Source organism: Bradyrhizobium sp. BR 10261 (genome assembly GCF_019455395.1).
Taxonomy (GTDB): Bacteria; Pseudomonadota; Alphaproteobacteria; order Rhizobiales; family Xanthobacteraceae; genus Bradyrhizobium; species Bradyrhizobium manausense.
On record NZ_JACOFQ010000009.1, the window covers coordinates 141,377 to 167,614 of the forward strand.

26 protein-coding genes and 1 riboswitch are annotated in these 26,238 nt (G+C 64.2%); of the genes, 16 read left to right on the forward strand and 10 right to left on the reverse strand.

The features are described from left to right. The first annotated feature begins 1 nt into the window (after position 1). The 5 genes from HYH07_RS12880 (at position 2) to HYH07_RS12900 (ending at position 5,533) form a co-directional block, all read left to right on the forward strand. Positions 2–730: an SDR family NAD(P)-dependent oxidoreductase gene (locus HYH07_RS12880; RefSeq protein WP_220002838.1), complete on the forward strand. Its 729-nt coding sequence runs from the start codon at positions 2–4 to the stop codon at positions 728–730. 116 nt (positions 731–846) lie between these two features. Then, positions 847–1,848 (forward strand): LacI family DNA-binding transcriptional regulator, encoded by a 1,002-nt coding sequence (locus HYH07_RS12885; protein WP_220002839.1) that lies wholly within the window; start codon positions 847–849, stop codon positions 1,846–1,848. Beyond that, positions 1,845–3,383, forward strand: a complete 1,539-nt coding sequence (locus HYH07_RS12890) for a sugar ABC transporter ATP-binding protein (protein ID WP_220002840.1) — start codon at positions 1,845–1,847, stop codon at positions 3,381–3,383. The genes HYH07_RS12885 and HYH07_RS12890 overlap by 4 nt, the downstream gene beginning before the upstream one ends. Continuing rightward, positions 3,376–4,428: an ABC transporter permease gene (locus tag HYH07_RS12895; RefSeq protein ID WP_220002841.1), complete on the forward strand. Its 1,053-nt coding sequence runs from the start codon at positions 3,376–3,378 to the stop codon at positions 4,426–4,428. The genes HYH07_RS12890 and HYH07_RS12895 overlap by 8 nt, the downstream gene beginning before the upstream one ends. A 154-nt stretch (positions 4,429–4,582) precedes the next feature. Next, entirely contained in the window at positions 4,583–5,533 is a 951-nt protein-coding gene (locus HYH07_RS12900; RefSeq protein ID WP_409363894.1) for a substrate-binding domain-containing protein, read from the forward strand. A 225-nt stretch (positions 5,534–5,758) separates the two neighbouring features. Here the strand turns inward: HYH07_RS12900 and HYH07_RS12905 are convergent, their stop codons facing one another. The 4 genes from HYH07_RS12905 to HYH07_RS12920 form a co-directional block, all read right to left on the reverse strand. Then, positions 5,759–6,241 (reverse strand): MarR family winged helix-turn-helix transcriptional regulator, encoded by a 483-nt coding sequence (locus tag HYH07_RS12905; RefSeq protein ID WP_220002843.1) that lies wholly within the window; start codon positions 6,239–6,241, stop codon positions 5,759–5,761. Next, positions 6,241–6,735 carry a MarR family winged helix-turn-helix transcriptional regulator gene (locus tag HYH07_RS12910; protein ID WP_220002844.1) on the reverse strand — a complete coding sequence of 165 codons (495 nt, stop codon included), beginning with the start codon at positions 6,733–6,735 and terminating at the stop codon, positions 6,241–6,243. The genes HYH07_RS12905 and HYH07_RS12910 overlap by 1 nt, the downstream gene beginning before the upstream one ends. Positions 6,736–6,892: 157 nt before the next feature. Further along, complete coding sequence (locus HYH07_RS12915; RefSeq protein WP_220002845.1) at positions 6,893–8,458, reverse strand: indolepyruvate oxidoreductase subunit beta family protein; 1,566 nt, start codon at positions 8,456–8,458, stop codon at positions 6,893–6,895. Beyond that, on the reverse strand, positions 8,455–10,614 hold the full coding sequence (locus HYH07_RS12920) for an indolepyruvate ferredoxin oxidoreductase subunit alpha (RefSeq protein WP_220002846.1): 2,160 nt from the start codon (positions 10,612–10,614) through the stop codon (positions 8,455–8,457). The genes HYH07_RS12915 and HYH07_RS12920 overlap by 4 nt, the downstream gene beginning before the upstream one ends. Before the next feature lie 127 nt (positions 10,615–10,741). On the opposite strand from HYH07_RS12920, the gene HYH07_RS12925 reads away from it, so the two are divergent. From HYH07_RS12925 to HYH07_RS12945, 5 genes are read left to right on the forward strand one after another with little or no spacing between them, the layout of a single operon-like run. After that, the gene (locus tag HYH07_RS12925) at positions 10,742–11,755 is read left to right on the forward strand and encodes a carbon-nitrogen hydrolase family protein (protein WP_220002847.1); all 1,014 of its coding nucleotides are present in this window, start codon (positions 10,742–10,744) and stop codon (positions 11,753–11,755) included. Between the two features lie 15 nt (positions 11,756–11,770). Next, positions 11,771–12,877: a cupin domain-containing protein gene (locus tag HYH07_RS12930; RefSeq protein ID WP_220002848.1), complete on the forward strand. Its 1,107-nt coding sequence runs from the start codon at positions 11,771–11,773 to the stop codon at positions 12,875–12,877. Positions 12,878–12,922: 45 nt separating this feature from the next. After that, positions 12,923–13,831, forward strand: coding sequence for a fumarylacetoacetate hydrolase family protein (locus tag HYH07_RS12935; RefSeq protein WP_220002849.1), 909 nt, complete (start codon positions 12,923–12,925; stop codon positions 13,829–13,831). Continuing rightward, a complete protein-coding gene (locus HYH07_RS12940) occupies positions 13,831–14,268 on the forward strand; it encodes a thioesterase family protein (protein WP_220002850.1) in 438 nt (145 codons plus the stop codon). The genes HYH07_RS12935 and HYH07_RS12940 overlap by 1 nt, the downstream gene beginning before the upstream one ends. Further along, entirely contained in the window at positions 14,265–14,981 is a 717-nt protein-coding gene (locus tag HYH07_RS12945; protein ID WP_220002851.1) for a hypothetical protein, read from the forward strand. The genes HYH07_RS12940 and HYH07_RS12945 overlap by 4 nt, the downstream gene beginning before the upstream one ends. Here the strand turns inward: HYH07_RS12945 and HYH07_RS12950 are convergent. The 3 genes from HYH07_RS12950 to HYH07_RS12960 form a co-directional block, all read right to left on the reverse strand. Beyond that, positions 14,978–15,868, reverse strand: coding sequence for a LysR family transcriptional regulator (locus tag HYH07_RS12950; RefSeq protein ID WP_220002852.1), 891 nt, complete (start codon positions 15,866–15,868; stop codon positions 14,978–14,980). The genes HYH07_RS12945 and HYH07_RS12950 overlap by 4 nt on opposite strands. A gap of 140 nt (positions 15,869–16,008) precedes the next feature. Further along, positions 16,009–16,362: a cupin domain-containing protein gene (locus tag HYH07_RS12955; RefSeq protein WP_220002853.1), complete on the reverse strand. Its 354-nt coding sequence runs from the start codon at positions 16,360–16,362 to the stop codon at positions 16,009–16,011. A 219-nt stretch (positions 16,363–16,581) separates the two neighbouring features. After that, positions 16,582–17,382: a DUF1269 domain-containing protein gene (locus HYH07_RS12960; protein ID WP_220002854.1), complete on the reverse strand. Its 801-nt coding sequence runs from the start codon at positions 17,380–17,382 to the stop codon at positions 16,582–16,584. Positions 17,383–17,994: 612 nt separating this feature from the next. Here HYH07_RS12960 and HYH07_RS12965 point away from each other — a divergent pair. Together HYH07_RS12965 and HYH07_RS12970 are read left to right on the forward strand one after the other, a co-directional pair. Further along, entirely contained in the window at positions 17,995–18,468 is a 474-nt protein-coding gene (locus HYH07_RS12965) for an AtaL-like protein (protein ID WP_220002855.1), read from the forward strand. 63 nt (positions 18,469–18,531) lie between these two features. After that, positions 18,532–19,200 carry an NAD(P)-dependent oxidoreductase gene (locus HYH07_RS12970; protein ID WP_220002856.1) on the forward strand — a complete coding sequence of 223 codons (669 nt, stop codon included), beginning with the start codon at positions 18,532–18,534 and terminating at the stop codon, positions 19,198–19,200. Between the two features lie 378 nt (positions 19,201–19,578). Here HYH07_RS12970 and HYH07_RS12975 read toward each other — a convergent pair whose 3' ends face one another. After that, a complete protein-coding gene (locus tag HYH07_RS12975) occupies positions 19,579–21,633 on the reverse strand; it encodes an excinuclease ABC subunit UvrA (RefSeq protein WP_312016660.1) in 2,055 nt (684 codons plus the stop codon). A gap of 121 nt (positions 21,634–21,754) precedes the next feature. Here HYH07_RS12975 and HYH07_RS36580 point away from each other — a divergent pair, with 121 nt between their 5' ends. Then, complete coding sequence (locus HYH07_RS36580; protein WP_283842813.1) at positions 21,755–21,889, forward strand: hypothetical protein; 135 nt, start codon at positions 21,755–21,757, stop codon at positions 21,887–21,889. A 446-nt stretch (positions 21,890–22,335) separates the two neighbouring features. Here the strand turns inward: HYH07_RS36580 and HYH07_RS12980 are convergent, their stop codons facing one another. Beyond that, a complete protein-coding gene (locus HYH07_RS12980; protein WP_220002858.1) occupies positions 22,336–22,524 on the reverse strand; it encodes a hypothetical protein in 189 nt (62 codons plus the stop codon). A 191-nt stretch (positions 22,525–22,715) separates the two neighbouring features. Here HYH07_RS12980 and HYH07_RS12985 point away from each other — a divergent pair, with 191 nt between their 5' ends. The 3 genes from HYH07_RS12985 (at position 22,716) to glyA (ending at position 25,463) form a co-directional block, all read left to right on the forward strand. Continuing rightward, positions 22,716–23,486 (forward strand): AraC family transcriptional regulator, encoded by a 771-nt coding sequence (locus HYH07_RS12985; RefSeq protein WP_220002859.1) that lies wholly within the window; start codon positions 22,716–22,718, stop codon positions 23,484–23,486. 39 nt (positions 23,487–23,525) lie between these two features. Next, the gene (locus tag HYH07_RS12990; RefSeq protein ID WP_220002860.1) at positions 23,526–23,966 is read left to right on the forward strand and encodes a DMT family transporter; all 441 of its coding nucleotides are present in this window, start codon (positions 23,526–23,528) and stop codon (positions 23,964–23,966) included. A 99-nt stretch (positions 23,967–24,065) separates the two neighbouring features. Continuing rightward, positions 24,066–24,151, forward strand: a riboswitch (ZMP/ZTP riboswitch). A gap of 34 nt (positions 24,152–24,185) precedes the next feature. Continuing rightward, on the forward strand, positions 24,186–25,463 hold the full coding sequence (gene glyA, locus HYH07_RS12995) for a serine hydroxymethyltransferase (RefSeq protein ID WP_220002944.1): 1,278 nt from the start codon (positions 24,186–24,188) through the stop codon (positions 25,461–25,463). Positions 25,464–25,556: 93 nt separating this feature from the next. Here the strand turns inward: glyA and fabG are convergent, their stop codons facing one another. Beyond that, entirely contained in the window at positions 25,557–26,237 is a 681-nt protein-coding gene (fabG, locus tag HYH07_RS13000; protein ID WP_220002861.1) for a 3-oxoacyl-ACP reductase FabG, read from the reverse strand. Between the last annotated feature and the right edge of the window lies 1 nt (position 26,238).

Consider the following 26,238-nt stretch of genomic DNA (forward strand, 5'->3'; position numbering starts at 1 on the left):
CATGGGCGAGCAGCGCACCACACTCATCACCGGCGGCAATTCCGGGATCGGCGAGGCGCTGGCGAAGAAGCTGGTCGCGCGCGGCGAGCGCGTGGTCTCGGTCGGGCTGGAGGAGCCGACATGGACGCATGAGCTGCTCGCGGCCTACCGCGCCGATCTCTCCAATCTCGAGGAGACGCGCGCGATCGCGCAAGAGATCTGCCGCGATCACCCCATCGATCGCCTCGTGCACAATGCCGGCGTGATCCTGCCGAACCTGCTGCCCGATGCGAAGCCGGAAGACATTTTGATGCTGGCGCAGCTGCATCTGGGTGCGCCGATGCTGCTGACCCAGGCGGCGCTGGAGGGGATGCTGGCGCGGCGCTTCGGCCGCATCGTGTTCGTCTCGTCGCGCGCGGCGATGGGCGCCCCGACCCGCTCGGCCTATTCGGCCACCAAGGCCGGCGTGCACGGCATGGCGCGGACCTGGGCGCTGGAGCTTGCCGCTGGTGGCATCACCGTGAATGTGGTGGCGCCGGGGCCGATCCTCACCGGCAATTTCTGGGGCATCATCCCGAAGGACTCCGAGCAGCAGGAGCGGATGGCGCGCAACGTCCCGGTCGGGCGGCTCGGCTCGCGCGAGGATGTCGCGCACGCCATCTCGTTCTTCCTCGACGAGCGCTCGGACTTCGTCACCGGCCAGGTGCTCTATGTCTGCGGCGGCACCAGCCTCGTCGGGCTCGGGCCGTAAAGCCACCCGCCGTAGGCAACATATAAATGGCATAAAAACGATTGCGCAAACGTTTTCGTGTGCCATAATCCTCCAAAACTTGGGTCGTTCAACAAAGCCCAGGCACGGGAGGGGACGTGGCGACCATCGCCGATGTAGCCCGCAAAGCGGGCGTTTCGGTCTCAACCGTTTCACATGTCGTGAACGGTACGCGGCGGGTTGCGCCGGACACGACACGCGCCGTGGAAGCGGCGATCGCCTCCTTGAGCTACCGCCCCAACATCATGGCGCGCAGCCTGAAGGCCGCGTCGACCCGTTCGGTCGGCATCGCCATCTCTTCGATCTCCAATCCCTATTTCAGCGACATCATCTGTGCGATCGAAACCGAGTGTGCGCGCCTCGGCATGATGGTGTTTCTGTCCGATACCGAGGACGACCCCGACCGTGAGCTCGAGGTCGTCATGGCGCTGCATCAACGGCGCGTCGACGGCATCATCCTCGCGCCAAGTCCCGATCCCGATCGCCGCGCGCTCGCCTATCTGCGCGACGTCGGGCTCCCCGGTGTGCTTGTCGATCGCATGCCCGACCCGACCTTCGATCAGGTCGGCATCAACAACCGCGAGGCGATGCGCAATCTCGTCGCGCGGGTCGCCGCGCACGGTCACCGCCGCATCGGCTATGTCGGCGGCAATCCCGGGTTCGCAACCACGCTCGAGCGCATTGCCGGCTATCGCGAGGGCCTGGCCGGCGCCGGCGGCGCGATCGACGAACGACTTCTGGTGACCGGCAGTGCGACGACGAACAGCGCGATGCAGGCGGCGGAGCGGCTCCTCGATCTCGATCAGCCGCCGACCGCCTTGGTCGGTGGCAACAATCTCGCGACGATCGGCATCATGAAGGCCATCCATAGGCGCGGATTGCGGGTGCCGAAGGATATCTCGATCGTCGGCTTCGACGATTTCGAATGGGCCGATTGCTTTGAGCCGCGCCTGACGCTGGTCGCGCAGCCCTGCGCCGAGATCGGCCGGCGCGCTGCCTTCCTGCTCATGGAGCGCATCGCCGCGCCGCAAGGGGCGCGGCGTACCATTCAACTCGACGCTGTTATCATCGAGCGCGAATCTTGCGGGAGGCCCAAATGAACACGGGCTCTCACACCCCGTTGCTCGCCATGCGCGGCATCGTCAAGAGCTTTGGCGGCGCGCAGGCGCTGCGCGGCGTCGATTTCGATCTCGAAGGCGGGGAAATCCACGCGCTGCTTGGCGAGAACGGCGCGGGCAAGTCGACCCTGATGAATGTTCTCTCCGGCGTGATCGCGCCGGATCAGGGCGAGATCCGCGTCGACGGGGCCGCCGTCCGCTTCACCGATCCACGCGCCGCGCAGGCCGCGGGGGTTGCGACGATCTTTCAGGAGCTCGATCTCGTCCCGAGCCTCGACGTAACCGCCAACCTGTTCCTCGGCCGAGAGTTAACGCGGGCCGGCGTGCTCGACGGCGGCGCGATGCGTCGCGCGGCGCGGGCGCGGCTTGACGAGATCGGCTTCGATGTGGATGTCGATCAGCCCGTCGGTGAATTGTCGGTCGGCAGGCGGCAGATCGTCGCGATCGCCAAGGCCCTGACCTACGCGTCGCGAATTCTCGTGATGGACGAGCCGACGGCCGCGTTGACCGCTGCGGAGGTGCAGCGGTTGTTTCATGTGATGCGCGAGATCGCACGGCGCGGGGTCGGCATCGTCTATATCTCGCATCGGCTCGAAGAGGTGCCGCGCGTCGCCGACCGCGTGACGATCTTGCGCGATGGCAGGATCGCAGGGACGGCGCCGCCGACCGCTCCGCAATCCGATCTCGTGGCGTTGCTCGTCGGACGGCCGCTCGCAGAGCTCTATCCGCGCCGCAGCGGCGCATTCGGTCGCCGTGTGCTGCATCTCGAGCGGGCCGCCTATCGCCCGCGCCGGCCCAAGGCCGGTTGGCGTGCGCCGCGCGAGATCTCGCTCGAGGTGCGCGCCGGCGAGGTCGTTGGCTTGGCCGGCATCATGGGAGCGGGACGGACCGAGCTGCTCTCTGCACTCTATGGCGCGGGCGGTCCCGGCGCCTGGTCGGGCCGCGTCGAGATCGGGGAGAGGCCGGCCAGGCTGACCTCCATACCGGAGGCGCGCCGCGCCGGCGTCGCCTTTGTCAGCGATGATCGCCGCGGCGCTGGCTTGATGTTGCGCGACAGCGTCGAACGCAATCTCGTCGCCTCGGTGCTGCGGCGCGTGTCGCCGTTCTTTCTGATGTCGCAGGTGCGCCAGGCAAGACTCGCCCGTCAGGCGATCAAGGCGTTCGACGTGCGGCCGCCGCGGCCTGAGCTTGCGGTCGGCGCCCTTTCCGGAGGCAACCAGCAGAAAGTCGCGCTTGCCAAGGAGGTGCTTGGCGAGCCGCGCCTGCTTCTACTCGACGAGCCGACGCGCGGCGTGGATGTCGGCGCAAAGGGCGAAATCTATGCCCGCATTCGCGAGCTCGCGGCCCAAGGCGTCGGCATTCTCGTCGCCTCAAGCGAAATGCCCGAACTGATCGGCCTGTGCGATCGTATCGTCGTGCTGAGGGGTGGGCGTACGGTTGCCGAATTTTCCGCCGGCGCCGCGGAGGACGACATCCTCGCGGTGGCCGAATCCAGTCAGGACGATAGCGATGAATGACGCCGCAACACTCTTGAAATCCGCACCCGCACAGTCGACGCCGAGGCGCCGACTTGATTTCTTCGCGATCGCGGTCCGCTTTCAGAGCGTCATCGGCCTCATCCTCGTTGCGATCGGCGGCGTCATCTTCTCGCCGCGACGGCACGGCTCCATCCTGTTCCTGGCGCCTGATAACATCGCGAACATCGTGCGGGCGATTTCCGAGACCGGCATCATCGCCGTCGGCATGACCTTCGTCATCATCACCGCGGGCATCGATCTGTCGGTCGGCGCGCTGCTCAGCCTGTGCAGTGTGCTCACCGCCACGATCATGACGACCTGGGGCTGGGGACTTGTTCCGACCCTGCTGTTCGTCATGATCTGCGGCGCCCTGTTCGGTTGCGCGCAGGGCGCGATCTCGACCCGCTTCCGCCTCGAGGCTTTCATCGTGACGCTGGCGGGCCTGCAGGTCGCACGCGGCCTGGCGCTGGTGATCTCCAACAACCAGTACATCAATATCTCCTACGGCAATGGTCCAGGTCTTGCGCCGCCGATCTTCTCGGTGCTGGGTGATCGTCTGTTCGACAACACGGTTCCGGTCGCAACCTTGGTCTTTCTCGTCGTCGCGATCGTGGCCATTTTCGTGCTGAACTTCACGCGCTTTGGCCGCTATGTCTTCGCGGTCGGCGGCAATGAGCGGGCGGCGCGGCTTTCCGGCGTGCCAGTCACGCTGGTCAAGATCTCGGTCTATGCGATTACGGGTCTGGTGTCGGCCATCGCCGGCATCGTCCACGCCGGCCAGTTCAATTTCGGCAGCGCCAATGATGGTACAGGTTACGAATTGACCGCGATCGCGGCGGTGGTGATCGGCGGCACCAGCCTGTTCGGCGGCGCCGGCTCGATGATCGGCACGATCGCAGGTGCGATCATGCTCGGTGCATTGGCCAACATCCTTCAGCTCAACAACATCAATGCGGCGCTGCAGCTGCTCGCGACCGGCGCGATCATCGTCGTGGCCGCGGTTCTTCAATCTCTCGTTCGTCGCCGCGAGGGATTGGGTCGTTGACCCCAATGGCGACGCAAAGGCTGGGACGCAAGGATCTGGCGGTGGCCAGCGGCCGCCGGCAAGCGACCGCCCGTAGTGGCGGAATGTTCAAGGCAAAACAGGGGAGTGAATCATGCGACGCGCATCTACCAAGTCAAGGTTATGGTCCAATCTGATGCTGGGCGCCGGCACCGCGGCGCTCGTCGCCGGTGCAGCGCAGGCCGCACCGCTGGTCAAGGAGTGCAGCAAGACCGGGGAGTTTGTCATCGGCTTCTCGCAGGCCAACAATGCCGAGCCCTATCGCCAGCATGTCAACGATCAGCTCACCGCTGCGGCGAAGAAAGTGCCGCAATTCAAGCTGCAGATCGCCGACGGCGCCGGCAACGTGAACACGCAGACCTCGCAGATGGACAATTTCATCACCCAGAAGGTCGACCTGATCCTGATCTCGCCGTTCGAGGCCGCGCCGCTGACGCCGGTCGTCGCGCGGGCCATGAAGGCCGGCATTCCCGTCATCGAACTCGACCGCAAGACGGTCGGAGAGCCCGGCAAGGACTATACGGCCTTCATCGGCGGCGATAATTTCAAGATCGCCGAGGAGGCGGGCAAATACGTCGCCGACAAGCTCCTTCCGCAAGGCGGCGAAGTGGCTGTGCTCCAGGGCCTGCCGAGCTCGACGCCCGCCGTCGAACGGCTCAACGGCTTCAAGTCCGGCGTGAAGGACAATCCGAAGGTCCAGGTCGTCGCCGAGCAGGCCGCCGACTGGTTGCCGGACAAGGCGCAGACCGCGTTCGCCGCGATGCTCCAGGCCCATCCGAACATCAAGGCGGTCTATGCGAGCAACGACATGATGGCGGCCGGTGCGCGCCTCGCGGCCAAGGGCGCCGGCAAGCTCGATCAGGTGAAGATCCTCGGCACCGACGGCTTGCCCGGACCTGCTGGCGGCATCCGCGCGGTTGCGGAAGGCGAGTGGGCGGCCACCTTCACCTATCCGACCGGAGGCCCGGAGGCGATCGACATGGCAAAGTCAATCCTGCTTGATTGCGCCGAGAAGGTGCCGACCGTGGTGACCGTGCCGACCACCGCGATTACGCCCGACAACGCGAAGCAGCTAATGCAGAACTGAACATTGCTCTGTGGGCGCGGCCGGTGGTCGCCGCGCCCGCACGGCGCTTTTCGTCAACGCCGCCGTCAACTGCTAGCTAGAAGAGAGAGCCCTCACCCGGGCGCTCCGCCATAGCCGCGGCTTTGCCTCGGCGTTTCCTGAGGAGCCGGCCGCCGAAGGCGGCTTACGCCTCTCCCGCAAGCGGGAGGGGTCGAATGAGCCCGCGGCGTGATCTAAGCGCACAAATCAGATCTGGTTCTGCTTGATATTCTCGACCATCTTGGCCAGCACGCGCGCGCAGACCTCGATGTCGTCAGGATCGATGCCCTCGATCAGCCTGTCGTAATTGTTCGCCATGATCGGCCAGATCTTGCGCAGCAGCGCCTCGCCTTCGGGCGTCAGCCCGACGACGCGGCGGCGCTGGTCTTCCTCGGCGATCTCGCGCTTGACGAGGCCCGACGACACCATGGACTCGACCATGCGGCTCGCGGTCGACTGCTCGGTCACCGCGAGCACGGCGACCTCGTTGACTGTCAGGGTCTTGTAGATGAACAGCACCGACAGCGTCCGGAACACGACATTGTTGATGCCGTGCTCGCTGAGGTCGCGGTTCTGGTCGAGGTTCCAGCGATTGGCGAGCCGGTTGAACAGATAGGGGATGTAGCTTTGCAGCTGGTCCCGCGTCCGCGGCGGACCCGACTTCCATCGGCTCTTGGATTCTCTGGCCATTATCTCTTGCGACTTTGCTTCTTGCTCTCGGTATCAAGTTTCGAAGAAAGCGATTTCAGCACCGACAGCGCGTTGTCCAGCTCCCGGGCCGACATGTTCTCGAATCGTTTGGCGAGATGCTTCTTGTGCACGTCGGCCGCCTTCCTGAACAGCGCTTCGCCCTTCGGCGTCAGGCGCACGATGAAGGAGCGCCGGTCCTCGCTCGACATTTCCCGGCTGATGAGATCGTCCGCGAGCAGGCGCTGCACCAGGCCGGAGACATTGCCGCCGGTGACTTTCAAATTCTGGGACAGCTGCCCGAGCGCAAGGCCATCGCGGTAGCGATCCAGCTGGGCCAGCACGTCGAACTTCGCCAGCGACAGGCCGAACTCGGCGTTCAGCATCGAATTGAGCGAGGCAAACAGCTCGCCATGCAACGACAGCAATTGCAGCCAGAGCCGCGTCTCGATCTGCCCAGGGACGGGAACAATGTTCTCTTTGAGTGCTGCCGGCATCGCATGACCATTGAGGACAGAATGTCTCGTCGAGCTTAAGGGGATTATGGCGGATTTGTCGCTCCGATGAACGACTTGAGAATCGTAGTCAAGCCGCCTGATCCTGACGTCTCGGGGGTTGCGCCGCAATCCAATCCTGCGCTCGGCTCCGTTTGAATCACGCAAAGGTCTTGATGGTCTGGATCACGCCGTCGAGCGCCGTGCCGGCGCTGTCCTTCAGCGCGGCCTCGCGCAGGCGGCGGGCCCAGTCGGCGGCATCCTCGCGGCGTTCGATCAGCTTGATCGCAGCCAGTGTCCTGTCGAATTTCGACAGGCCCCGGCTATGGGTATCGGAATAGCCTTTGACCAGGCGGCGGCATTGCAGGATCTCGACGCCGAGCTGGTAATTGCTGCCGACCGCCTCTCGCGCGGCCTTCAGCCATGCATCCCGGTGCGCCGTCTCGCTAGCGTGACGCAGCGAGCGGCGGCGCAGGCCGCGCATGCCGCCGACGACATAGAGCATCAGGAACCAGGGCAGCGAATAGGTCCGCACCCGCCGCCCTTTGTTGACGCGGCGATCGAGCCAGCCGACGAGGCGCGGCCGCGTGCCGAGCCAGCGGCCAAAGCTGGCAGGCAGCATGCCCATCACTTCCTCCATTCGGGGATGCATGAACTCGGTGGTGTGCAGCACCTGTCCGTCGGTCATCTCGAGCTCGCTCTCGATCCGCGCGCGGCGGCCGGCGCGGGTCTTGAGGTCGGCGACGCGGATCACGTCGTCATAGCTCATCGCGTTGGCGAGATACTTTGCCGCGGCCTCCGTGAAGGCATAGGCGTGCGTGCCGCCGCCGGCGTTGCGGTCGGCCGCGTGCAGCTCCTTGAGGATGTCGAGATATTCGGCGCCATAGGCGGCGTCCTGGAAGTCGACAACCTTTCTCAAGCCGGCGCTCGCCATGGGAAGCGCTGAAACGGGCAGCTCCTGATTCAATCTCGTAATGAGCGCGCCGAGTTGCGGATCTGATATTGCGGAGGAGGGCGTCTTGTTGGCCGGCTTGGCTTGCGCCGGTGCTGCTAGCTCGGCCGGGCCGGTCTTGACCCGCTCGAAGGCGGCCTCGAAGGTCTCGACGCTGGCCTTGGCGCCCTTGCCGCCGGCGCGGATCACGTCGAGATAGCTGTCGCGGCTGAACGGCAGCACATCGGCGGCCGCGAGCGCACCGAACATCGCTGCCGAGATGACGCTGCCATGCGCGATCGCCAACGCATTGAGGTCGAAGATGATCTCGGTCTTCGCCGCAATCCCGATGGCACCGGTGACGGCGCCGCTGTCGGCGATGCCGTTGCCCGGCGCGATCTTCTCGCCGACCGCGAACGAGCGGTGGTTGGACGCGATCAGCGTGGTACGGTCAGGCGTCACGAGGCCGCGCAGGATCGACCGGCCCGCCTCCATGAACTCCGCCGCCATCACCACGTCGACGTCGCCCGGCGTCGGCATCAGCGACAGGATCGGCTTGCGGCCATCCAGCGGCGGCATCGCCTCGATATAGTAGATCGTGGCGCCGGTGCGCTGGGCGACGCCGGGCACCGAGGTCGATTGCGCGACCCAGCCATGGTTCTCGGCAAGCTGCACGATCCAGTCGGTCAGCACGCCGCCGCCCTGGCCGCCCATCGCGACGATGGCGATCGAGATCGGCCGCTCGGTCGCTTCGCCTGAAACGGGCAGGGCCAGCCGGACCGTCTCGTCCCTCATGCCAGTACCTCGAGCGCCGGCCGCCGGCGGTCACGCCGGCGCTGCAGCCAGCCGATCACGCGCATCGCGACCTTCGACTTGAACTTGTCCCACCCGGTCGGATTGTGGATGACGTCGGCGCGGTAGAACGACGGGCAGAGCACGGCGGCCTCGGAGACCTCGCCGCAATTGCCGCAGCCGACGCAGGAATTGTCGATCGCCGCGACGGGATCGTCGCGCAAGGGATCGTCGAGCTGTTTCACCGACAGCGACGGGCAGCCGGAGAGCCGGATGCAGGCATGGTCGCCGGTGCAGACGTCCTCGTCGACACCGAAGCGCTCCTTGACGATGCGAACGCCGTCCTTGATCGCCTTGCTCATCTGCGGCTTCGCACGGCGCTGCTTGTTCAGCATGCATTCGGAGGAGGCGACGATGACCTTGGGGCCTTCCTCCTTGGTCGTCAGCGCCTCCTTCAGCGTGTCGCGCATCTTGCCGACATCATAGGTGCGATCGAGCTGGCGCACCCATTGGCCCCCGATGCCTTTCACCGCCTGCACGATCGAATTGTTGGTCTTGCGCCGCTTGTTGACCGCGCGCGAGGACAGGATGTCCTGACCACCGGTCGCCGAGGTGTAGTAGTTGTCGACGATGACGAAGACGCCGTCATGCTTGTTGAACACGGCATTGCCGATGCCGCTCGTCAGCCCGTTGTGCCAGAAGCCGCCGTCGCCCATCACGGCGATCGAGCGCTTATCGGCCTTGACGTTGAAGGCCGAGGTCGAGGCCGGGCCGAGGCCGAAGCCCATCGTGGTCGCGCCGATGTTGAACGGTGGCAGGATCGAGAACAGATGGCAGCCGATATCGGCCGAGACGTGATGCTGGCCGAGCTCTTCCTCGACCAGCTTCATCGCGGCGAAGATCGGCCGCTCCGGGCAGCCGGTGCAAAGCCCGGGCGGGCGCGCCGGCACCACCTGCTTGAGCTTTTCGACCGCGGGGTGATTGAGCACGGGCGCCGCATCCGGCGCGGGCGGCCGGTTGCCCAGCAGCCGCGGCTCGGTCTTTTCCAGAAATTCCCTGACGCCGCCGAGCAGCACCTGCGCCGTGTAATCGCCGCCCATCGGCAGCACATCCTTGCCATGGACGCGCGTCTGGATGTCCCTGCGGCGCAGCACCGTGTTGATCGCCTGCTCCAGATATTCCGGCTGGCCCTCTTCGACGATCAGCACCGCATCCTTGCCGGTGCAGAATTCCGCGACCTCCGTGTCGATCACGGGATAGGTGACGTTCATGACGTAGAGCGCCACCTGCGTATTGCCGTAGGCGTCCGACAGGCCGAGATATTGCAGCGCGCGGATGACGTTATTGTACATGCCGCCCTGCATGATGATGCCGACCTTGCCTTCCTTCGGCCCCATCCATTCATTGAGCTTGTTGTCCCTGATAAAGCCGATGGCCGCGGGCATCCGCGTCTTGATCTTCTCCTGCTCGTGCTCATAGGCCGCCGGCGGCAGCACGATACGATTGACGTCGCGCTTGGGATTGTTCAGCGCGTCCTTGATGGTGTGCGCGGGGCGGACATTGTCCTTGCAGGCGAAGCTGCCGTGCATGTGACAGGCGCGGACGCGCACCTCCAGCATCACGGGCGTGTTCGAGACTTCCGAGAGCTCAAAGCCCTTCTCGATCAGGTTGACGATGCATTCATGGTCGGGTCGGGGGTCGAGCAGCCACATCTGCGACTTCATCGCAAAAGCGTGCGTGCGCTCCTGCATGATGGAGGAGCCCTCGCCATAATCCTCGCCGACGATGATCATGGTGCCGCCGGTGACGCCGCCTGAGGCGAGATTGGCGAGCGCGTCCGAGGCGACGTTGGTGCCGACGGTGGACTTCCACGCCACCGCGCCGCGCAGCGGATACATCACCGAAGCGGACAGCATCGCCGCGGCGGCGGCTTCATTGGCGGAGCTCTGGAACACCACGCCGAGATCGTCGAGCACGTCCTTGGCGTCGGCGAGCACGTCCATCAGATGCGAGATCGGCGAGCCCTGGTAGCCGCCGACATAGGCGACGCCCGATTGCAGCAGCGCCTTGGTGATGGCGAGGATGCCTTCGCCGCGAAAGGTGTCGCCATCGCCGAGCCGGAGATCCTCGACTTCGCGAGCAAAGGAACGTTCAGCCATTGCACCCTCCAGAAATATGCGATAGCATACGTTTACATGTGAAGTAAGTCAACGCGCGCCGTGTGACCACGCCTGCGGATCTGCTCTTCCGGCACGGCGGTCATGAGCGAGCCGACAGGGTGGGCCGATGCTGAAGCTGCCGCGCTTTAAAGCTGCCGCCGTGCAGGCTTCGCCAGTCTATCTCAATGCGAGCGCGACCGTCGACAAGGCAGCCTCACTGGTGCGTGAAGCGGCGGCCCATGGCGCCAGGCTGGTCGCGTTCCCCGAAGTGTTCGTACCCGGCTATCCCTACTGGAACTGGATCACCGATCCCGTCACCGGCAGTGCGTGGTTCGAAAAGCTCGCGAAAGCCTCGGTGCTGGTGCCGGGGCCCGAGGTCGACGTCATCAGGAAGGCGGCGCGGGACGCCGGCTGTTACGTTGTCCTCGGCGTCAACGAGCGCAGCCCGGTCTCGCTCGGCGCGATCTACAATACGCTCGTGTTCATCGGGCCCGATGGCTGGCTGCTCGGCAAGCATCGCAAGCTGGTGCCGACCTGGGCAGAGAAGCTGACCTGGACCGGCGGTGACGGCTCGAGCCTGCGCGTCTATGATACCGAGATCGGGCGTCTCGGCGGCCTTGCCTGCGGCGAGAACACCAACACGCTCGCGCGCTTTGCGCTGCTCGGCCAGGGTGAGCTCGTGCATGTCGCCAGCTACATCTCGCTTCCCGTCGCACCGCCGGACTACGATATGGCGGAGGCGATCAAGCTGCGCGCCATTGCCCATTCCTTCGAAGGCAAGATCTTTACCATCGTCTCATGTTCGACCGTATCGGAAGAGATCATCGCGGCGATGGAGACAGTCGTTCCCGACGCCCGCGCGCGTTTGCAGCGCAAGTCCAGCGCATTCTCCGGCATCATCGGCCCTGACGGCCGCGTGGTCGGCACGCCGCTGATCGACGACGAAGGCATCGTCTATGCCGACATCGACCTCGATCGCTGCATCCAGCCGAAGCAGATGCACGACATCGTCGGGCACTACAACCGGTTCGACGTGTTTGATTTGCGGGTCAACAGGCGCCCTCTGGCGCCGCTAGGCCTTGCAGGCGAGGGCGATGCCGCGGAGCAGGGTTTCGTGCCGATCCCACTGCGATCGGAATAGGACTTGGAGGACAGCATGCGCGAGAACGTGATCGGCCGGGCCAATGTCGAGGACACGCCCGAGCTCAAGGCCTATTACAAGGATCTCGAAAAGTACGAAGCCGGCGCGCTGTGGACGGTCGCCAACAAGATCGAGCCGTGGGCGCCACAATCGGCCTCCGTGCCCGTGCTGTGGCGCTACAAGGATCTGCGCGAGCATGTGCTGCGATCGGTCGAGCTGGTGTCGCCGGAGAAGGCGGGCCGGCGGGTGATCTACCTCAACAATCCCGGACGCCGCGACGTGTCGGCCGCGGTCGGCTGGCTCTATTCGGGATTGCAGGTGATGCATCCCGGCGAGGTCGCCACCGCTCATGCCCATTCCGCGTCGGCGCTGCGCTTCATCATGGAAGGCGCGGGTGCCTATACCATCGTCGACGGTCACAAGATGACGCTGGGCGCGCGGGATTTCGTGCTGACGCCGAACGGCACCTGGCACGAGCATGGCGTCGAGGCGGGCGGCTCGGTCTGCATCTGGCAGGACGGCCTCGACATTCCGCTGGTCAATGCGCTGGAAGCCAATTTCTTCGTCGTGCATCCCAAGATCCAGCAGGAGCCGTCAGGCTATCCCGTCGACGACATGACCAAGACCTGGGGCAATCCCGGCCTGCGCCCAGCCGGCTCGACATGGTCGAAGGGCTATTCGCCCATGTTCAAATATGAGTGGGAGCCGACCTACGAGTCCTTGCAGAAATATGCCGCCGCGACCGATGGCTCGCCCTACGACGGCACTCTCATGAACTACGTCAACCCGATCACCGGCGGCCATGTGATGCAGACCATCGGCGCCAGCATGCAAATGCTGCGGCCCGGCGAGAAAACCAAATCGCACCGGCACACCGGCAGCTTCCTCTACCAGGTCGCCAAGGGACGCGGCTATTCCATCATCGGCGGCAAGCGGCTCGAATGGGAGGAGCGCGACATCTTCTGCGTTCCCTCCTGGGCCTGGCATGAGCACGGCAATGGCTCCGCCAGCGAGGATGCCTGCCTGTTCTGCTTCAACGATCTGCCCGTGATCGAAGGCCTCGGACTCTACCGCGAAGAGGCCTATGGCGACAATGGCGGCTATCAATCGGTCGCGGCCTGACACCTCCTTGCAGAATTCAACCAGAACAGCCGGATAAAATCCTTCATGCGTCTCGTCACCTACACTTTGGGCTCTAGCGGTGCGCGCCTCGGCGCGCTGGTCAACGGATTGGTCGTCGATGTCGAACACCTCGGCGCGTCCAGCGGCGTGACATGGCCTGATGATATGCTGTCCTTCATCGACAACAGCGTGACCCTGCTGCCGGCGCTCCGGGATGCACTGGAGGAGGCCAATGGCCGCTTCCCGGCCGGCGCGGCGGTTGCGGTCGAGGATGTCAAGCTGCTGGCGCCGATCCCGCGGCCGCGGAAAAACATTTTTGGCATCGGGCTGAACTACCGGGCCCATGTTGCCGAATCCGCAGAGAGACTCGACACCGACAAGGACCTGCCGAAGCAGCCGGTCGTCTTCTCCAAGCCGCCGACCTCGGTGATCGGTCCGGGCGGTGCGATCCAGCACAATGCCAGGATGACGCAGCAGCTCGACTGGGAGGTCGAGCTCGCCGTCATCATCGGCAAGACCGCAACGCGCATCTCCACCGACAAGGCGATGGATCACGTGTTCGGCTATTCCGTGATGATCGACATTTCCGCGCGCGATAATCGCCGCGCCGGACAGTGGATCTTCTCCAAGGGCATGGACACCTATGCGCCGTTCGGCCCCTGCATCGTCACCGCGGACGAGATTCCCGATCCGCATGATCTCAGGTTGTGGCTGACCAAGAACGGCGTCATGAAGCAGGACTCCAACACCAAATACATGATCTTCGACATTCCGGTGCTGATCTCGGACATCTCGTCGGGCATGACGCTCGAGCCGGGCGACATCATCGCAACAGGGACGCCCGAAGGCGTCGGCGCCGGCATGACCCCGCAGGAATGGCTGTGGCCGGGCGACGTGGTCGAGGCCGGGGTCGACGGCGTCGGTGTCCTCAGGCATCCGGTTGTCGCGATCTGATGACGAATTTTGCGATCGAGCGCGAGCTCAGGTTCGGAGATTGCGATCCCTCCGGGATCGCGTACTTCCCGTCCTACCTGAACATCCTCAACGGCGTCGTCGAGGATTTCTGGGCAAGAATCGGTTTTCCATGGCCGGAGCTGATCACCGTCAGGAAGATCGGAACGCCCACGGTGCACCTTGCCTGCGACTTCTCCCGGCCGTCGATCTTCGGCGATCTCCTGACCTTCAACCTGCGCATCATCAAGGTCGGCGGATCGTCGCTCCATCTGGAGCACATCATATCAGGCGCGAACGGCCCGCGCTGGCGCGCCCGCCAGATCCTTGCCGCGACCTCGCTGGTCGACCATCATGCGATCCCGTGGCCCGATGACATCAGGGCTGCGCTCGTGTCGCATGTGAGTGCGGGCGAGGGCGCCGAGGCAACACCGGCATGATCTCGCTGTTCATGACATTCTCGGATTCCACGGGCGAACGCCGGGTTCATCCCGACGTGGTGAACGCCGTCGCGGAGCTGGTCAAATCGATCCCTGAGATGACCGAGGCCATGCTGTTCACGCCGCTCGACCAGTCGGTCGACCATCCCTACAAGGCCGATGGCACAGGCCCCGTGTTTGCGCTTCAGCTGCGCTTTCCCGACCTGTTCGCCTGCGAGGCGGCGATGGGCCGTGACGGCATCCTGGCCAGCCTCGCGACGGGCGCCGGGCACTCCGGCCTCACTGGCCTCGACGTCACGCACCAGGTGATGCTGACACGTGCGTTTCCCGTCGACGTCGCCGAGCATCCGGCGGACACGACAACGCCGTGCAGCTACCTCGTGCACTATCCCGGCCCGGCCGCGGACATGAACGCCTGGAACCTGCATTATCTCCAGCACCACCCTGCGATCATGCGGACCTTCCCTGATGTCCGCCAGATCGAGATCTACACCCGCATCGACTGGGTCGATCGCCTGCCGTCGCAGCGGGTCGAGCACATGCAGCGCAACAAGCTGGTGTTCGACAGCCCGGCGGCCCTCGCGCACGCACTCGCCTCCGACGTGATCAAGCACATGCGCGCCGACTTCGTGCAATTCCCGCCCTTCGCGGGCGGCAACAAGCATTTTCCGATGCTGACGCGGGTGGTGCGCAAAGACAGGCCGGTCGCCTAATCGATGAGGGCGGCGAGCTCCTCGGGCGTACCCGAGGGGAAGGCGCCCTTGAGGAAATCCAGAAAGGCCGACACCCGGGCGCTCAGCAATCGGCGCGACGGATAGAGCGCCCAGAGCGCGATCGGCGGCCCGTCGACATCGCCCCAATGGATGAGCTTGCCGGCGCCAAGGTCGCGACTGACCAGCGACACGGGAAGGCGCGCGGCGCCCACGCCAGCGCGGACAGCGTCGCGCACCATGATGAGCGACGACAGGCGAAGCACCGGATCGGTCGTGATCCGAACTTTCCGGCCCCGCGCGGTCACATCCCACACGGGGCTCATATCGCTCGCGCCCCGTACCACGGTTGGAACGGCGCGATCGCCCTTCGGACGCTTCAGCGTGGGGCTCGCCACCACCACCAGCTGGTCGCGCATCAGAATTCGTCCGACCAGTGTCTCATCCGGATCCGGATTGACCCTGATGACGAGATCATAGCCTTCCTCGATCATGTCGACCGAGCGGTCTTCCGTCGTGATCTCGAGCCGGACATCGGGATATTTCAGCGCGAAGCCGGCGGCCAGCTTTCCCATCGCGGTCTGCGAAAACACGAGAGGCGCGCTCACGCGCAACCGTCCGCGCGGCTTGTCGCCGCCCGAGGCGATGGCCGCCGCCGTCTGTTCGAGATCAGTGAGGAGTGCCGCCGTGCGCTCGTGCAGCGCTCGTCCTTCCTGGGTGAGCTTCACCGTGCGCGCTCCGCGCTCGAACAGGCGCAGGTCAAGGCTGCTCTCCAGTTCGGAGACCCGGCGAGAAAGCGTTGCCTTCGGCCGTCCGGAGGCTCGGGCGGCCTTCCCGAAGCCCCCATGTCGTGCAACGAGGTTGAAATCGGCGAGGGCAAGCAAATCCATAGGGTCCACCCGTGAGACGGTCGGCCCAAACATACGGTATTTGGCCAGATTCCGGATCACTAACTTGCCGGGGCGTCCATGGTCTCGCCGCGGCGCTGATGATCGCGGCGGCGATTGCTCTGATCGCGCGCGCGGGTTGATCAGACCAGGATGCGAGGCGCCGCGGTGGCCTTGTCACCCGAATTCGGCGTCCCCGTCGGCTCGATCAACAGGATGTGCACTTCGCCGCGCGCCACGGGCCGGTGCTCAACGCCCTTGGGGACGACGAAAACCTCGCCGGGGTTGAGGGTGACGGTGCGATCCCGCAGTTCGATGTCAAGCGTCCCGTCGAGCACGAGAAAAAAGTCGTCCGTATCCTCGTGCTTGTGCCAGTGAAACGGCCCCTCGAGCTTCGCCACCATGATGTCGTTGTCGTTATAGGTCGCGACCGTGCGCGGGGAGAACCGGTCGGTGAAGGTTGCGAGCTTTTCGGCGAGATTTGCGGGTGCTTTCATGGCGTGTCCTTGAGCGAGCAGTCTGTCCACGTTTGCAAGACGGGGCGTGCTGGTTAGCACGAGCTCAATCACGAAACGAGACTGCTGCGACGTGGGGATAACCGAGAGGCGCGCGGGTTCCGCATCGCCGCAGCCGCGACCATGACGAGCCTGCCGGTGCTCAGGCGATTGCGGGCGCCCGGCGTAACCCCGAGCGCCCTCAAGCTGAGAAGCCCACGCCTAGGCCGCCAGCGCCTCTCTGGTCAGCGTCCAAGCCTGGTTGAGCTTCTTTGCGCGGACGTCGAAATCGGCCTTGACCTCGGCGATGCGCTTGTCGATGCGGCGCTTGGCACGATCGCTGGCCTGCTTTGCCTGGTCCGTCAGCGACAGAATTCTCGCATCCGTTTCGGCCCGGGCCTGGTCAAGCCGCTTCTTCGCCTGCTCTTGCACTGTCTTGATCTGCAACTTGACCTGCTCCATGTCCTTTTGGATCGCCACGCGGTTTTCGGCGGCTGCGTGCTTGAGATCCTCCTGCAACGCCTTCAGTTCCGCCTCGAACGCAGCGCTCTCGCGCATGAGTTGATCCTCGATGACCTCCGAGCGCAGGCGGCGGAAGATGGTCGCGCCGAGCTTGTGCAGACGCGTATCCACGGGTGTCATCCAGGTTTCCTCGACGTCTGCCAGCACGGCCGCCTTTCCGGGCGAAAGCTCTTTCGAGACTTCATCGAGAAACGCCGCGCTGATGCCGCTGCTGTCGAGATCAAAAGCCAGGCCGCCGAGGCCACCCAGCGAGGCGCCGATGAGCAGTCCCGCAGGGCCGGCGAGGAGCCCTATCAGACTCCCGGTGACCAAGCCGACAGCCGTGCCCACCGGACCCTGGTCAGCCGCCTGCTTGACCTCGTTCTTGCCCGCCTTGTCCTTGACGACCACCGCCGAGGCATAAAGCGAGATGTCTCCCTCCTGATGAAGCTCCCGCAGGGCGCTCAAGCCCTCGAATGCCGAAGCCTCGGTTTCGAAAACTGCAACCAGCATCTTGTTCATGAGGAGTTCTCCTGTCGTTTGGTCTTGAAGTCGATTATCTCGGCCAGCTCGGAGCACGCGAGGATCAGCGCGTCGTTGCCTGGATCCCGTTCACGGGCTTTCTGCCTCCGATCGCGACTCGTGGTCGCGAGCCCCGTCGTGATGAGATTGACGCCGACCCGTGCATGGTCTCGCTGACTGGCCGATGCGTGTCGCTCATTGCAGAATTCGAGGAACTCATCGTTTCCTCCATGAGATCGCAGACTGAGCTTTGCCGACCGCAAGCAATCGCATGCGGCGGCCACACGAGAATGATGTGCCGATGCGCGTTTCTCGGCGTTGACCCAGGTCAAATTCCGGCTGCGGTAGGCGCGTGGCTCGACCTCCTCCGAGCCGAGCGCCGCCGATCAGCTTCCGAGCACTCTCTCTTCGAACTGCAGCACTTGAAAGCGCCGTGCGCGCAGCGCCGCGTCGCGGCTGCTCCTGGAAATCTGACGACCGTTCCACCCGTGAGACGATGCGTCCAAAACAAGCGGCTATCGCTATTCTTTTGGATCACTAGTTTCGTGGTCACCAACCCGGCCGGCGCAGCTGTCGCCGCCGAACGCCAACACAGCAACAAGGACCATCGTCATGATCTATTCGACCGCCACCGTCCCCGTGAACCCCGAGGGCGAAACTCGGCTGAGCCGCGAGCAGGTCTGGAAAGGGCTGGAGCTCAAGGCGCGCGACGCCCGCCTGTTTCTGCCGCCCGGCCTCTGCACGCGTTGCGACGTCGTCGCGGAGAGCGCGACGCACTTCGTGCGCGAAGCCACCATCGCCGGCGCGGATCTGCGCGAGATCATCACGCTCGAGCCGCAGAGCAAGGTCACGTTCTTCCAGGCCACCGGCCCGCGTGAAGGCGCCATCATCAACGAGATCGTCGAGGACGATGCCGGCGAGCCGCTGCTGAGATTCTACTGCTATCTCGGCCTGCGCGGAAAGCAGCCTGATGGTCCCGAGGAGCAGGCCGAGCAGGCGCAGTTCGACAGCGACAGAGGCTACAGGGCCGCGCTGCTGTCGACGCTCAAGCGCACCCGCGAGCTGCTCGCCGACGGCACGCTCTGACCAATTCACCTTCGCGTCGAACAATCTGGTTCCCGATCAGTATCCGCATTCATGGAGGCAACAATGACGACCCTCATCGACAGTAACGCGAGCACGTCACCGACGAAGATACTGGTTCTTGGCGCAACCGGCGGCACCGGACGCCAGATCGTCAAGCAGGCGCTGGCGCGCGGCCATCAGGTCACCGCGCTGGTGCGGTCACCGCAGAAGGCCGGCGATCTGGACGGCGTCAGGCTCGTCCTCGGCGACGTGCGCGCGGCGAAGGTGCTTCGCGAAGCCCTGAGGGGACAGGACGCCGTCGTCAGCGCGCTCGGCACGCCGGCGAGCCCCTTCCGCGACGTGACGCTGCTCTCGAGCGCGACGCGCGCGCTCGTCCAGGCGATGAAGGCCGAGCATGTCGCTCGCCTGGTTGCGATCACGGGGATCGGCGCCGGTGACAGCCGCGGGCATGGGGGCTTCCTGTTCGATCGCGTGATCTTCCCGCTGCTTCTGAAGAAGGTGTATGCCGACAAGGACAGGCAGGAGGCCATCGTGAGAGACAGCGGGCTCGACTGGATCGTCGTTCGTCCCACGATCCTGAACGACAAGCCCGGCCGTGGCGCGGTACAGGCCCTGACGGATCTCTCCGACTTCCACGGCGGCAGCATCTCGCGACAGGAGGTCGCGACATTCGTGCTGGACCAACTGCACAGCGATGACTGGCTGCATCGGGCTCCGTTGATCACAGGGTGAGGCGTGAGGCCTCATGAAACTTCCGAGAAGGGCCGGGTCCCTGTCTTGCAGGCGGGAGCACGACGGCGTGAAGGTACAAAAAGGCCGCCGTTGGGGGACGGCGGCCTTTGTCGCAATGGGTAGGGGTACTCCGCACTCGGGTCTGAGTGCACCGCCTTTGTAGGGGACACCGCAATCGGTCGTTTTGAGCAGGATCAAAGTCGCTCGATCCTGTCTGCTCGGAGGCCGTCGCGTCGGTTCAGCCCATTCCTCGCATGGAGGTGAGGATCTGTCGCGACCCATCTGTACGCACCGGACGCTCACAGTGCCGTGCGGCGCGTGCGCGGTGGAGTGCGTTCGTCAGCTATTGTGGCGGGACCGTAGCTCTGCTGCTGCTCCTCATGATCGCAGCCGATAATCTTTCAGCGCTCGCGCCAGATAGGGCGCCGTGCGGCTCGACCCGTGCTGCGCGATCTCCAGCGGCAGCCCGGCTGCGACGACCTGTCCTCCCTCATCCCCGGCGCCTGGCCCGATGTCGATCACCCAATCACTTGCGGCCACGACGCTCATGTCGTGCTCCACGACGATGACAGTGCTGCCGGCGTCGACCAGTCCGTTCAGCTGAACAATCAGCTTCTCGACATCCGAGGGATGCAGGCCGGTGGTCGGCTCGTCCAGGACATAGATGCTTCCCGTTCGCTGGGTGCGCTGCAGCTCAGTGGCAAGCTTGACCCGTTGTGCCTCGCCGCCGGACAGCTCCGTGGCCGGCTGGCCCAGACGGATATAACCGAGCCCGACCTGCCGGATCACGTCGAGCGACCTCGCAATGTGGACGTCGCCCAGGAAAAACGCATAGGCCTCATCGACGGTCATCGCCAGAACGTCCGCGATCGACTTGCCCTTGAGCTTGATCTTCAGCGTGTCCGGATTATACCGCGAACCCTGGCACTCCGGACATGGTGCGTAGACGCTGGGCAGGAACAGCAACTCGACGCAGACAAATCCTTCTCCCTGGCAGTTCGGACATCGCCCTTTCGGAAGGTTGAAAGAGAATCGGCCGGCGTCGAAGCGATGCCGTCGCGCATCTTTCGTCTGCGCGAACAGCTTTCGCACCTCGTCGAAAAGTCCGGTGTAGGTCGCCAAATTGGACCGAGGAGTCCTTCCGATCGGCTTCTGGTCCACCACGACCAACCGCTTCAACCGATCAAGCCCTTCGGTGATTTTGCCGCCCGAAGCGACATCAGGCGCGCGCTGAAGGATGTCCTCGCCGACATCGTCGGATGCGTGGGACTGCCCGAAGTGGCTACTCAGCGCCTCCACGAGGAACTGGCTGACAAGGCTGGACTTGCCAGACCCGGATACGCCAGTGACTGATGTCAGCACACCCAGCGGGAAGGCGACATCGATCCCCCCGAGATTGTTGCGCTCGACACCGCTCAGCTTGAGCCAGCCTTTCGGATTGCGATGATTTTGCCGTGGCGGTGGGACTCGGCCAAACAGGTATCTTGCGGTGTGCGATGTCTCGACGGATTTCAATCCGTCGACGGGGCCGCTGTAAAGGATATTGCCGCCGTGCCGACCGGCGTCGGGCCCAACGTCGACGATCCAGTCGGCGTGTCGCACCACGTCCAGCTCATGCTCGACCACAAAGAGCGAGTTTCCGCCCGCTTTCAACTTGTCGAGCGCCCGGAGCAGCGCTTCCGTGTCGGAGGGATGGAGACCGGCAGACGGTTCATCGAGCACATAGACCACCCCGAAGAGGTTTGAGCGTACCTGCGTCGCCAGACGCAGACGCTGGAGTTCGCCCGGTGACAAAGTCGGCGTACTGCGTTCGAGGCTCAGGTAACCGAGACCGAGGTCGAGGAGCACGCCAAGTCGTGCGCTCAGATCCTGGGCAATCCGCTGCACGACGATCGCCTTCTCGGGGTGAGCGTCCCGCCGGCCAGCGCTTCCGTCGCAATATGGCCGCATCAGCACCGCCAATTGCTTCAACGGAACCCGAGCCATCTCGGCAATATCCATTCCGGCAAACTTGACCGAGAGCGCCTCGGCTTTGAGACGCTTGCCGTGGCAAAGCGGGCATTCAGCGCTCAACATGAATTGTGAGACGCGCTTCTTCATCATCGCGCTGGTCGTATTGGCGAACGTCTCCATGACGTAGCGACGGGCGCCGGTGAAAGTGCCTTGATAGCTCGGCTCCTCCTTGCGCCGGAGCGCTCTCCGAACCTCCTTGGCGTCGTAACCAGCGTAAACAGGCACCGTGGGCTGCTCGTCCGTGAACAGAATCCAGTCACGGTCCTTTTTCGGAAGCTCGCGCCACGGCCTGTCCACGTCGTAGCCAAGCGTCGTCAAAATATCACGCAGGTTCTGGCCGTGCCATGCGGTCGGCCATGCCGCGACGGCGCGCTGGCGAATGGTGAGGGTATCGTCGGGCACCATCGAGCGTTCGGTCACGTCGTAGACGCGCCCGAGGCCGTGGCACCTGGGGCAGGCCCCTTCCGCCGAATTGGGCGAGAACGACTCGGCATAAAGCAGGGGTTGCGACTTCGGATAGTCGCCGGCGCGGGAATAGAGCATGCGAAGCAGGTTCGACAGCGTCGTGACGCTGCCGACGCTCGATCTCGTGGTCGACGATCCCCGTTGCTGCTGCAGCGCCACCGCCGGCGGCAGCCCCTCGACCTCGTCCACCTCAGGCACTGCCATCTGGTGAAACAGGCGGCGGGCGTACGGCGAGACGGATTCCAGGTAGCGCCGTTGCGCCTCGGCATACAGTGTCCCGAATGCCAGAGAGGATTTTCCGGAGCCGGATACGCCGGTGAACACGACCAGCGCGTCCCGGGGAATGTCGACGTCCAGGTTCTTCAGATTGTGCTCGCGCGCACCACGCACCCTGACAAATCCCGGAGCCGATTGCCGCACGCGCCCGCCTGGCTTGTATAACTTCTGGTCCATGCTCGCCGCCGTTGTCCTCGGGACGACAACTGCGTCAAAGTCGCAACGATCCTGAGAAGTGCGTCACGGTCTTTTGGAACTCCCATGGTGAACCAAGCGCGTGCAGTGCCGAACCAGTGGTTAGCGCCGGCGGACAGGCTGCTCGGGAGGTAAAGAACGGCGCCGGGTTGCGAAGGATGGGCCACGCCGGGCCGTTGTAGGCATCTACCCTTTTTGTTTTTCTTCTGCGCTTCTTCCATCGGAGCTTCTTGAGCGTTCTTCGAAGCGATCAGCGCCCTTGGCGAGATCGTGCCCCGTCTTGCTCTCGCGTTTCGCTTCGTCCTTGGCAGCTGCCTCGCGCAAGCCCTCAGCGGCCCGTTTCCCCGCTTCTGATGATTTTCGCTCGTGATCCATTGGTTGCTCCCTTTGTAGTGAGGACGCTCCTCCAGGAATAATTCTTGTCCAGCTTTCAGCCGTAGATTTCTAATCGGATCGCGTAGCCTTTGTTCCCTTTTCCGCCCGGTCCGCTCTCCCGCGATGGAGTCCGCGTAGCAGAACCAGGCTTTCCACTCATATGCGCCCCGATGCTTCTTACAGCGGACCTCATGGCGGCCGTGACGAAATCACCCTATAAAACACGGATGCTCGACTCCTGGAACTATCGCCCATGGGCAGCCGACTCGCTGATTGAAGTCGGAACGCTTTCGGCCGCGGAGCCTATTGCGCTCGCCTGTCACGTCCACCCCGACGTTCAGATCTCCGCGATCAGAAGAGGATGGCGGATCTACGCGACATCGTTCGGTGAATTCCGTGCGACCGCTGGCGACGTCGTGATCATTCCCGCCGGCGTCCCCCATTCCTCCCATGGAGGCGAGGGATCTGTCGTGACCCATTTGTACGTACCGAACACTCGCGATGCCGTGCGGCGGATTGCAAGGCCGAGACACCTGCGCCATTCACGCGCAGTTTCGCCTGAGGACCTGCTCGATGCGGTCGGCGCTGCTGATTTGAGCGATGAGGTGCCCTTTGCGAAGACTTTGGATCTGGCGAAGCTCGTCCTGTGCAATGATCTCGAGATTGGTGTGGTCGCGGAACGGTCGGGCTACTCGCGCGACGGTTTCATTCGGGCCTTCAAGCGTCAGATCGGCGTGACGCCTGGCGCCTATCGTTTGGCGATACGCGTGGCGGCGTCCCGGATGCGGCTCAAGCGAGGCGACCCCGTCGCGGACGTTGCCTATGCCGAAGCATTCGCTGACCAGAGCCACTTCGGCAGGCATTTTCGGCGCGCCTATGGCGTGACGCCGGCGGCCTACCGCAGCGCGTTCGCAGTCGAACGGTCGATTTCGTTCCAGACGCGGCGTAGGGGAGGCGCCTAAGCTGTCCGCTCCTTGCTCTGATGGGTCTGAAGGAGCCGCATGAATTTCCTCGCATCTCTTGTCGTCCTGGCCGCAGGCTTCAGCCTCGCGCTTCAACAAGTCCTGAATGCAAGCCTTGGTCACGCGTTGCAATCTGCGCGGTGGAGCGCGTTTGTCAGCTATTGTGGAGGGACCGTGGCTCTGCTGCTGCTGCTCATCGCCGTCCGTGAACCGATTCCCGACGCAGCGTTCGCCGGCCGCGCTCATTGGATGGCGTGGACAGGCGGTGTGTTTGGCGCGATGTTCATTGCCACCAGCATCTCCATGGTGCCCCGGCTCGGCGTCACGTCGGTGGCAACGCTCATCATCGTCGGCCAATTGCTGAGCTCACTGGCCTTCGACCAGGTCGGCTTCTTCGGCTTGCCGCGACAGCCCATCACGGTCCTGCGAGGAATCGGCGTTGTGTGTCTCGTCACCGGCGTGACGCTCGTACGCGGATAGCTTGTCCGCCACGGGTGACCCACGGCCGCACGAACTGGCAGTTGCAGACGGTGCGCAGGTCGGCTAACCTTGCTTTGCGAAGAGCCCCCGTGCTCATTCGTCCTATCGCGCGACTGGCGAGCTAACGTGGAAACGACCACGGTGAAGCGCGAATGGTTCGGACGCCGATCGCCTGGGCAACCCATCTGCTGGAAAAACAGCGTGTTGAGGAGCCCGAGCATGCCGTCATTTCGCAACGAACTGTCGATCAACGATTCCGAGATCGCCGCCGCCCTCGCGGGGGAGGAGCGCCGTCAACAGGACGGCGTCGAACTGATTCCGTCGGAGAATTACACCTATCCGGAGGTGCTCGAACTGCTCGGATCGGTCTTCACCAACAAATATTCCGAGGGATATCCTGGACGCAGATATTACGGCGGCCAGCAGTATACGGACGACATCGAGAACCTCGCCCGGCAGCGGGCCTGCTCGCTGTTTCGTGCCGAGCACGCCAACGTTCAGCCGCTTTCGGGATCACCGATGAATCAGGCCGTCTATCTCGGCCTGTTGAATCCCGGCGACACCATTCTCGCCATGGACCTCTCCCATGGCGGTCATCTCACCCACGGCGCGCCGGTGTCCCACATGGGGCGTCTGTTCAACTTCATGCGCTACAAGACGACCCCATCATCAGGCGCGATAGATTTCGACGAATTGCGCGCGATTGCGCGTGAAGTGCGCCCGAAGATGGTGTTGTGCGGCTACAGCTCCTATCCGCGCGACCTCGACTATGCCGCATTCAAAAGCGTTGCCGACGAAGTTGGCGCGCTCACGATGGCTGACGTGAGCCATTATGGCGGATTGGTTGCCGCTGATGTCATGCGCAATCCGCTTGATGCCGGCTTTGACGTCATGACAACGACATCGCACAAGACGCTACGCGGCCCCCGAGGCGGGATCATCCTGTGCCGGAGGGAAATTGCGGGGCGGATCGATGCGTCTGTCTTTCCAGGTCTGCAGGGCGGACCTCACATGAATGTCGTGGCCGGGATTGCCGTGACGCTCAAAAGGGCGGCGACCCCGGACTTCCAGGGTTACGCGCGGCAGGTCTTGCGCAACGCGAAGGTTCTCGCCGGCGCACTGATGGAGCGCGGCATGAAGCTGGTGACGGATGGAACTGACAATCACATGATGGTCGTCGATACGGCAGCGTCCATCGGACTCGACGGGCGAGCAGCCGAGGAGGTGCTCGACGCCATAGCCATCACCACGAACAAGCAGGTTATTCCAGACGATCCGCGCCCGCCGCTCAGGCCGAGTGGAGTTCGCCTCGGGACACCGGCGGCGACCACGCGTGGCATGGGAGAGACCGAAATGCGTCGCATCGGCGAGTTCATTGCGGCTGCTCTGCGGGCCAACGGCGACGATGCGGTTCTCGCGCGCCTCAGGTCAGAGTGCGTCGAGATGTGCCGAACCTTCCCTGTTCCAGGTGTGGTGTCCGGGTCGGGAGCGAACTGATCGGCCTGCACGCCAGCTGATAGGCAGAACGGGGTTGGACGCTGGCGCCCAACCCCGATCCCGCGCGTCGGATACACGACGCGAAAGCGGGCGTCAGACCCGTCCGTTGACCGGCAGTAGCGCGCCGGTGACAGCACTGGCGGCGTCGCTTGCCAGGAAAAGGATAACATCGGCGAGTTCCTTCGGCGCGACCCATTTGGCGGGATCGGCCTTCGGCATGCTGGCGCGGTTTGCCGCGGTATCGATGATCGAGGGCAGCACCGCGTTCACTGTGATCTTGCCTTTCAACTCGGCGGCAAGTGACTCCGTCAGCTTGTGCACGCCTGCCTTCGACGCCGCATAAGGACCCATGCCGGAGCCGGGCTGCAGTGCGCCCATCGCGCCGATATTCACGATGCGGGCCGCGCGCGAATTCAGAAGGTGCGGAATCGCCGCGCGGGTAGCGTTCAGCGCTGTCTCGACATTGAGAGCGTACATGCGCTTCCACGCCTTGGGATCGCCGTCGGCAATGGTCTCGAAGGTAAACCCGCCGGCAATATTGATCAGCGCATCGATTGCGCCGAATTGCGCCGCCGCGGCATCGATCGCCTTTTTCGCCTGGGCGGCGTCGGTCAAGTCAACGCCGCCGAGTTCGATCCGGTCAGCGGTTGCCGCGAGCTGCGGCGGCGCATGATCGATGCCCGCGACGCGCGCGCCATGCGAAAGTGCTTCCTCGGCGACCACCTTGCCAAGCGCGCCCAGCGCGCCGGTGATGACAACGACTTTACCCTTCATG

Coding starts and splice junctions, on each gene's coding strand:
- HYH07_RS12890 (WP_220002840.1), top strand. CDS start 1,845: ATGAACACGGGCTCTCACACCCCGTTGCTCGCCATGCGCGGCATCGTC.
- HYH07_RS12895 (WP_220002841.1), top strand. CDS start 3,376: ATGAATGACGCCGCAACACTCTTGAAATCCGCACCCGCACAGTCGACG.
- glyA (WP_220002944.1), top strand. CDS start 24,186: ATGCCGTCATTTCGCAACGAACTGTCGATCAACGATTCCGAGATCGCC.
- HYH07_RS12980 (WP_220002858.1), bottom strand. CDS start 22,524: ATGGATCACGAGCGAAAATCATCAGAAGCGGGGAAACGGGCCGCTGAG.
- HYH07_RS12945 (WP_220002851.1), top strand. CDS start 14,265: ATGATCTCGCTGTTCATGACATTCTCGGATTCCACGGGCGAACGCCGG.
- HYH07_RS12920 (WP_220002846.1), bottom strand. CDS start 10,614: ATGGCTGAACGTTCCTTTGCTCGCGAAGTCGAGGATCTCCGGCTCGGC.
- HYH07_RS12930 (WP_220002848.1), top strand. CDS start 11,771: ATGCGCGAGAACGTGATCGGCCGGGCCAATGTCGAGGACACGCCCGAG.
- HYH07_RS12950 (WP_220002852.1), bottom strand. CDS start 15,868: ATGGATTTGCTTGCCCTCGCCGATTTCAACCTCGTTGCACGACATGGG.
- HYH07_RS12935 (WP_220002849.1), top strand. CDS start 12,923: ATGCGTCTCGTCACCTACACTTTGGGCTCTAGCGGTGCGCGCCTCGGC.
- fabG (WP_220002861.1), bottom strand. CDS start 26,237: ATGAAGGGTAAAGTCGTTGTCATCACCGGCGCGCTGGGCGCGCTTGGC.
- HYH07_RS12880 (WP_220002838.1), top strand. CDS start 2: ATGGGCGAGCAGCGCACCACACTCATCACCGGCGGCAATTCCGGGATC.
- HYH07_RS12910 (WP_220002844.1), bottom strand. CDS start 6,735: ATGCCGGCAGCACTCAAAGAGAACATTGTTCCCGTCCCTGGGCAGATC.
- HYH07_RS12915 (WP_220002845.1), bottom strand. CDS start 8,458: ATGAGGGACGAGACGGTCCGGCTGGCCCTGCCCGTTTCAGGCGAAGCG.
- HYH07_RS36580 (WP_283842813.1), top strand. CDS start 21,755: ATGCGAAGCAGGTTCGACAGCGTCGTGACGCTGCCGACGCTCGATCTC.
- HYH07_RS12925 (WP_220002847.1), top strand. CDS start 10,742: ATGCTGAAGCTGCCGCGCTTTAAAGCTGCCGCCGTGCAGGCTTCGCCA.
- HYH07_RS12955 (WP_220002853.1), bottom strand. CDS start 16,362: ATGAAAGCACCCGCAAATCTCGCCGAAAAGCTCGCAACCTTCACCGAC.
- HYH07_RS12905 (WP_220002843.1), bottom strand. CDS start 6,241: ATGGCCAGAGAATCCAAGAGCCGATGGAAGTCGGGTCCGCCGCGGACG.
- HYH07_RS12985 (WP_220002859.1), top strand. CDS start 22,716: ATGGCGGCCGTGACGAAATCACCCTATAAAACACGGATGCTCGACTCC.
- HYH07_RS12900 (WP_409363894.1), top strand. CDS start 4,583: ATGCTGGGCGCCGGCACCGCGGCGCTCGTCGCCGGTGCAGCGCAGGCC.
- HYH07_RS12960 (WP_220002854.1), bottom strand. CDS start 17,382: ATGAACAAGATGCTGGTTGCAGTTTTCGAAACCGAGGCTTCGGCATTC.
- HYH07_RS12940 (WP_220002850.1), top strand. CDS start 13,831: ATGACGAATTTTGCGATCGAGCGCGAGCTCAGGTTCGGAGATTGCGAT.
- HYH07_RS12965 (WP_220002855.1), top strand. CDS start 17,995: ATGATCTATTCGACCGCCACCGTCCCCGTGAACCCCGAGGGCGAAACT.
- HYH07_RS12990 (WP_220002860.1), top strand. CDS start 23,526: ATGAATTTCCTCGCATCTCTTGTCGTCCTGGCCGCAGGCTTCAGCCTC.
- HYH07_RS12970 (WP_220002856.1), top strand. CDS start 18,532: ATGACGACCCTCATCGACAGTAACGCGAGCACGTCACCGACGAAGATA.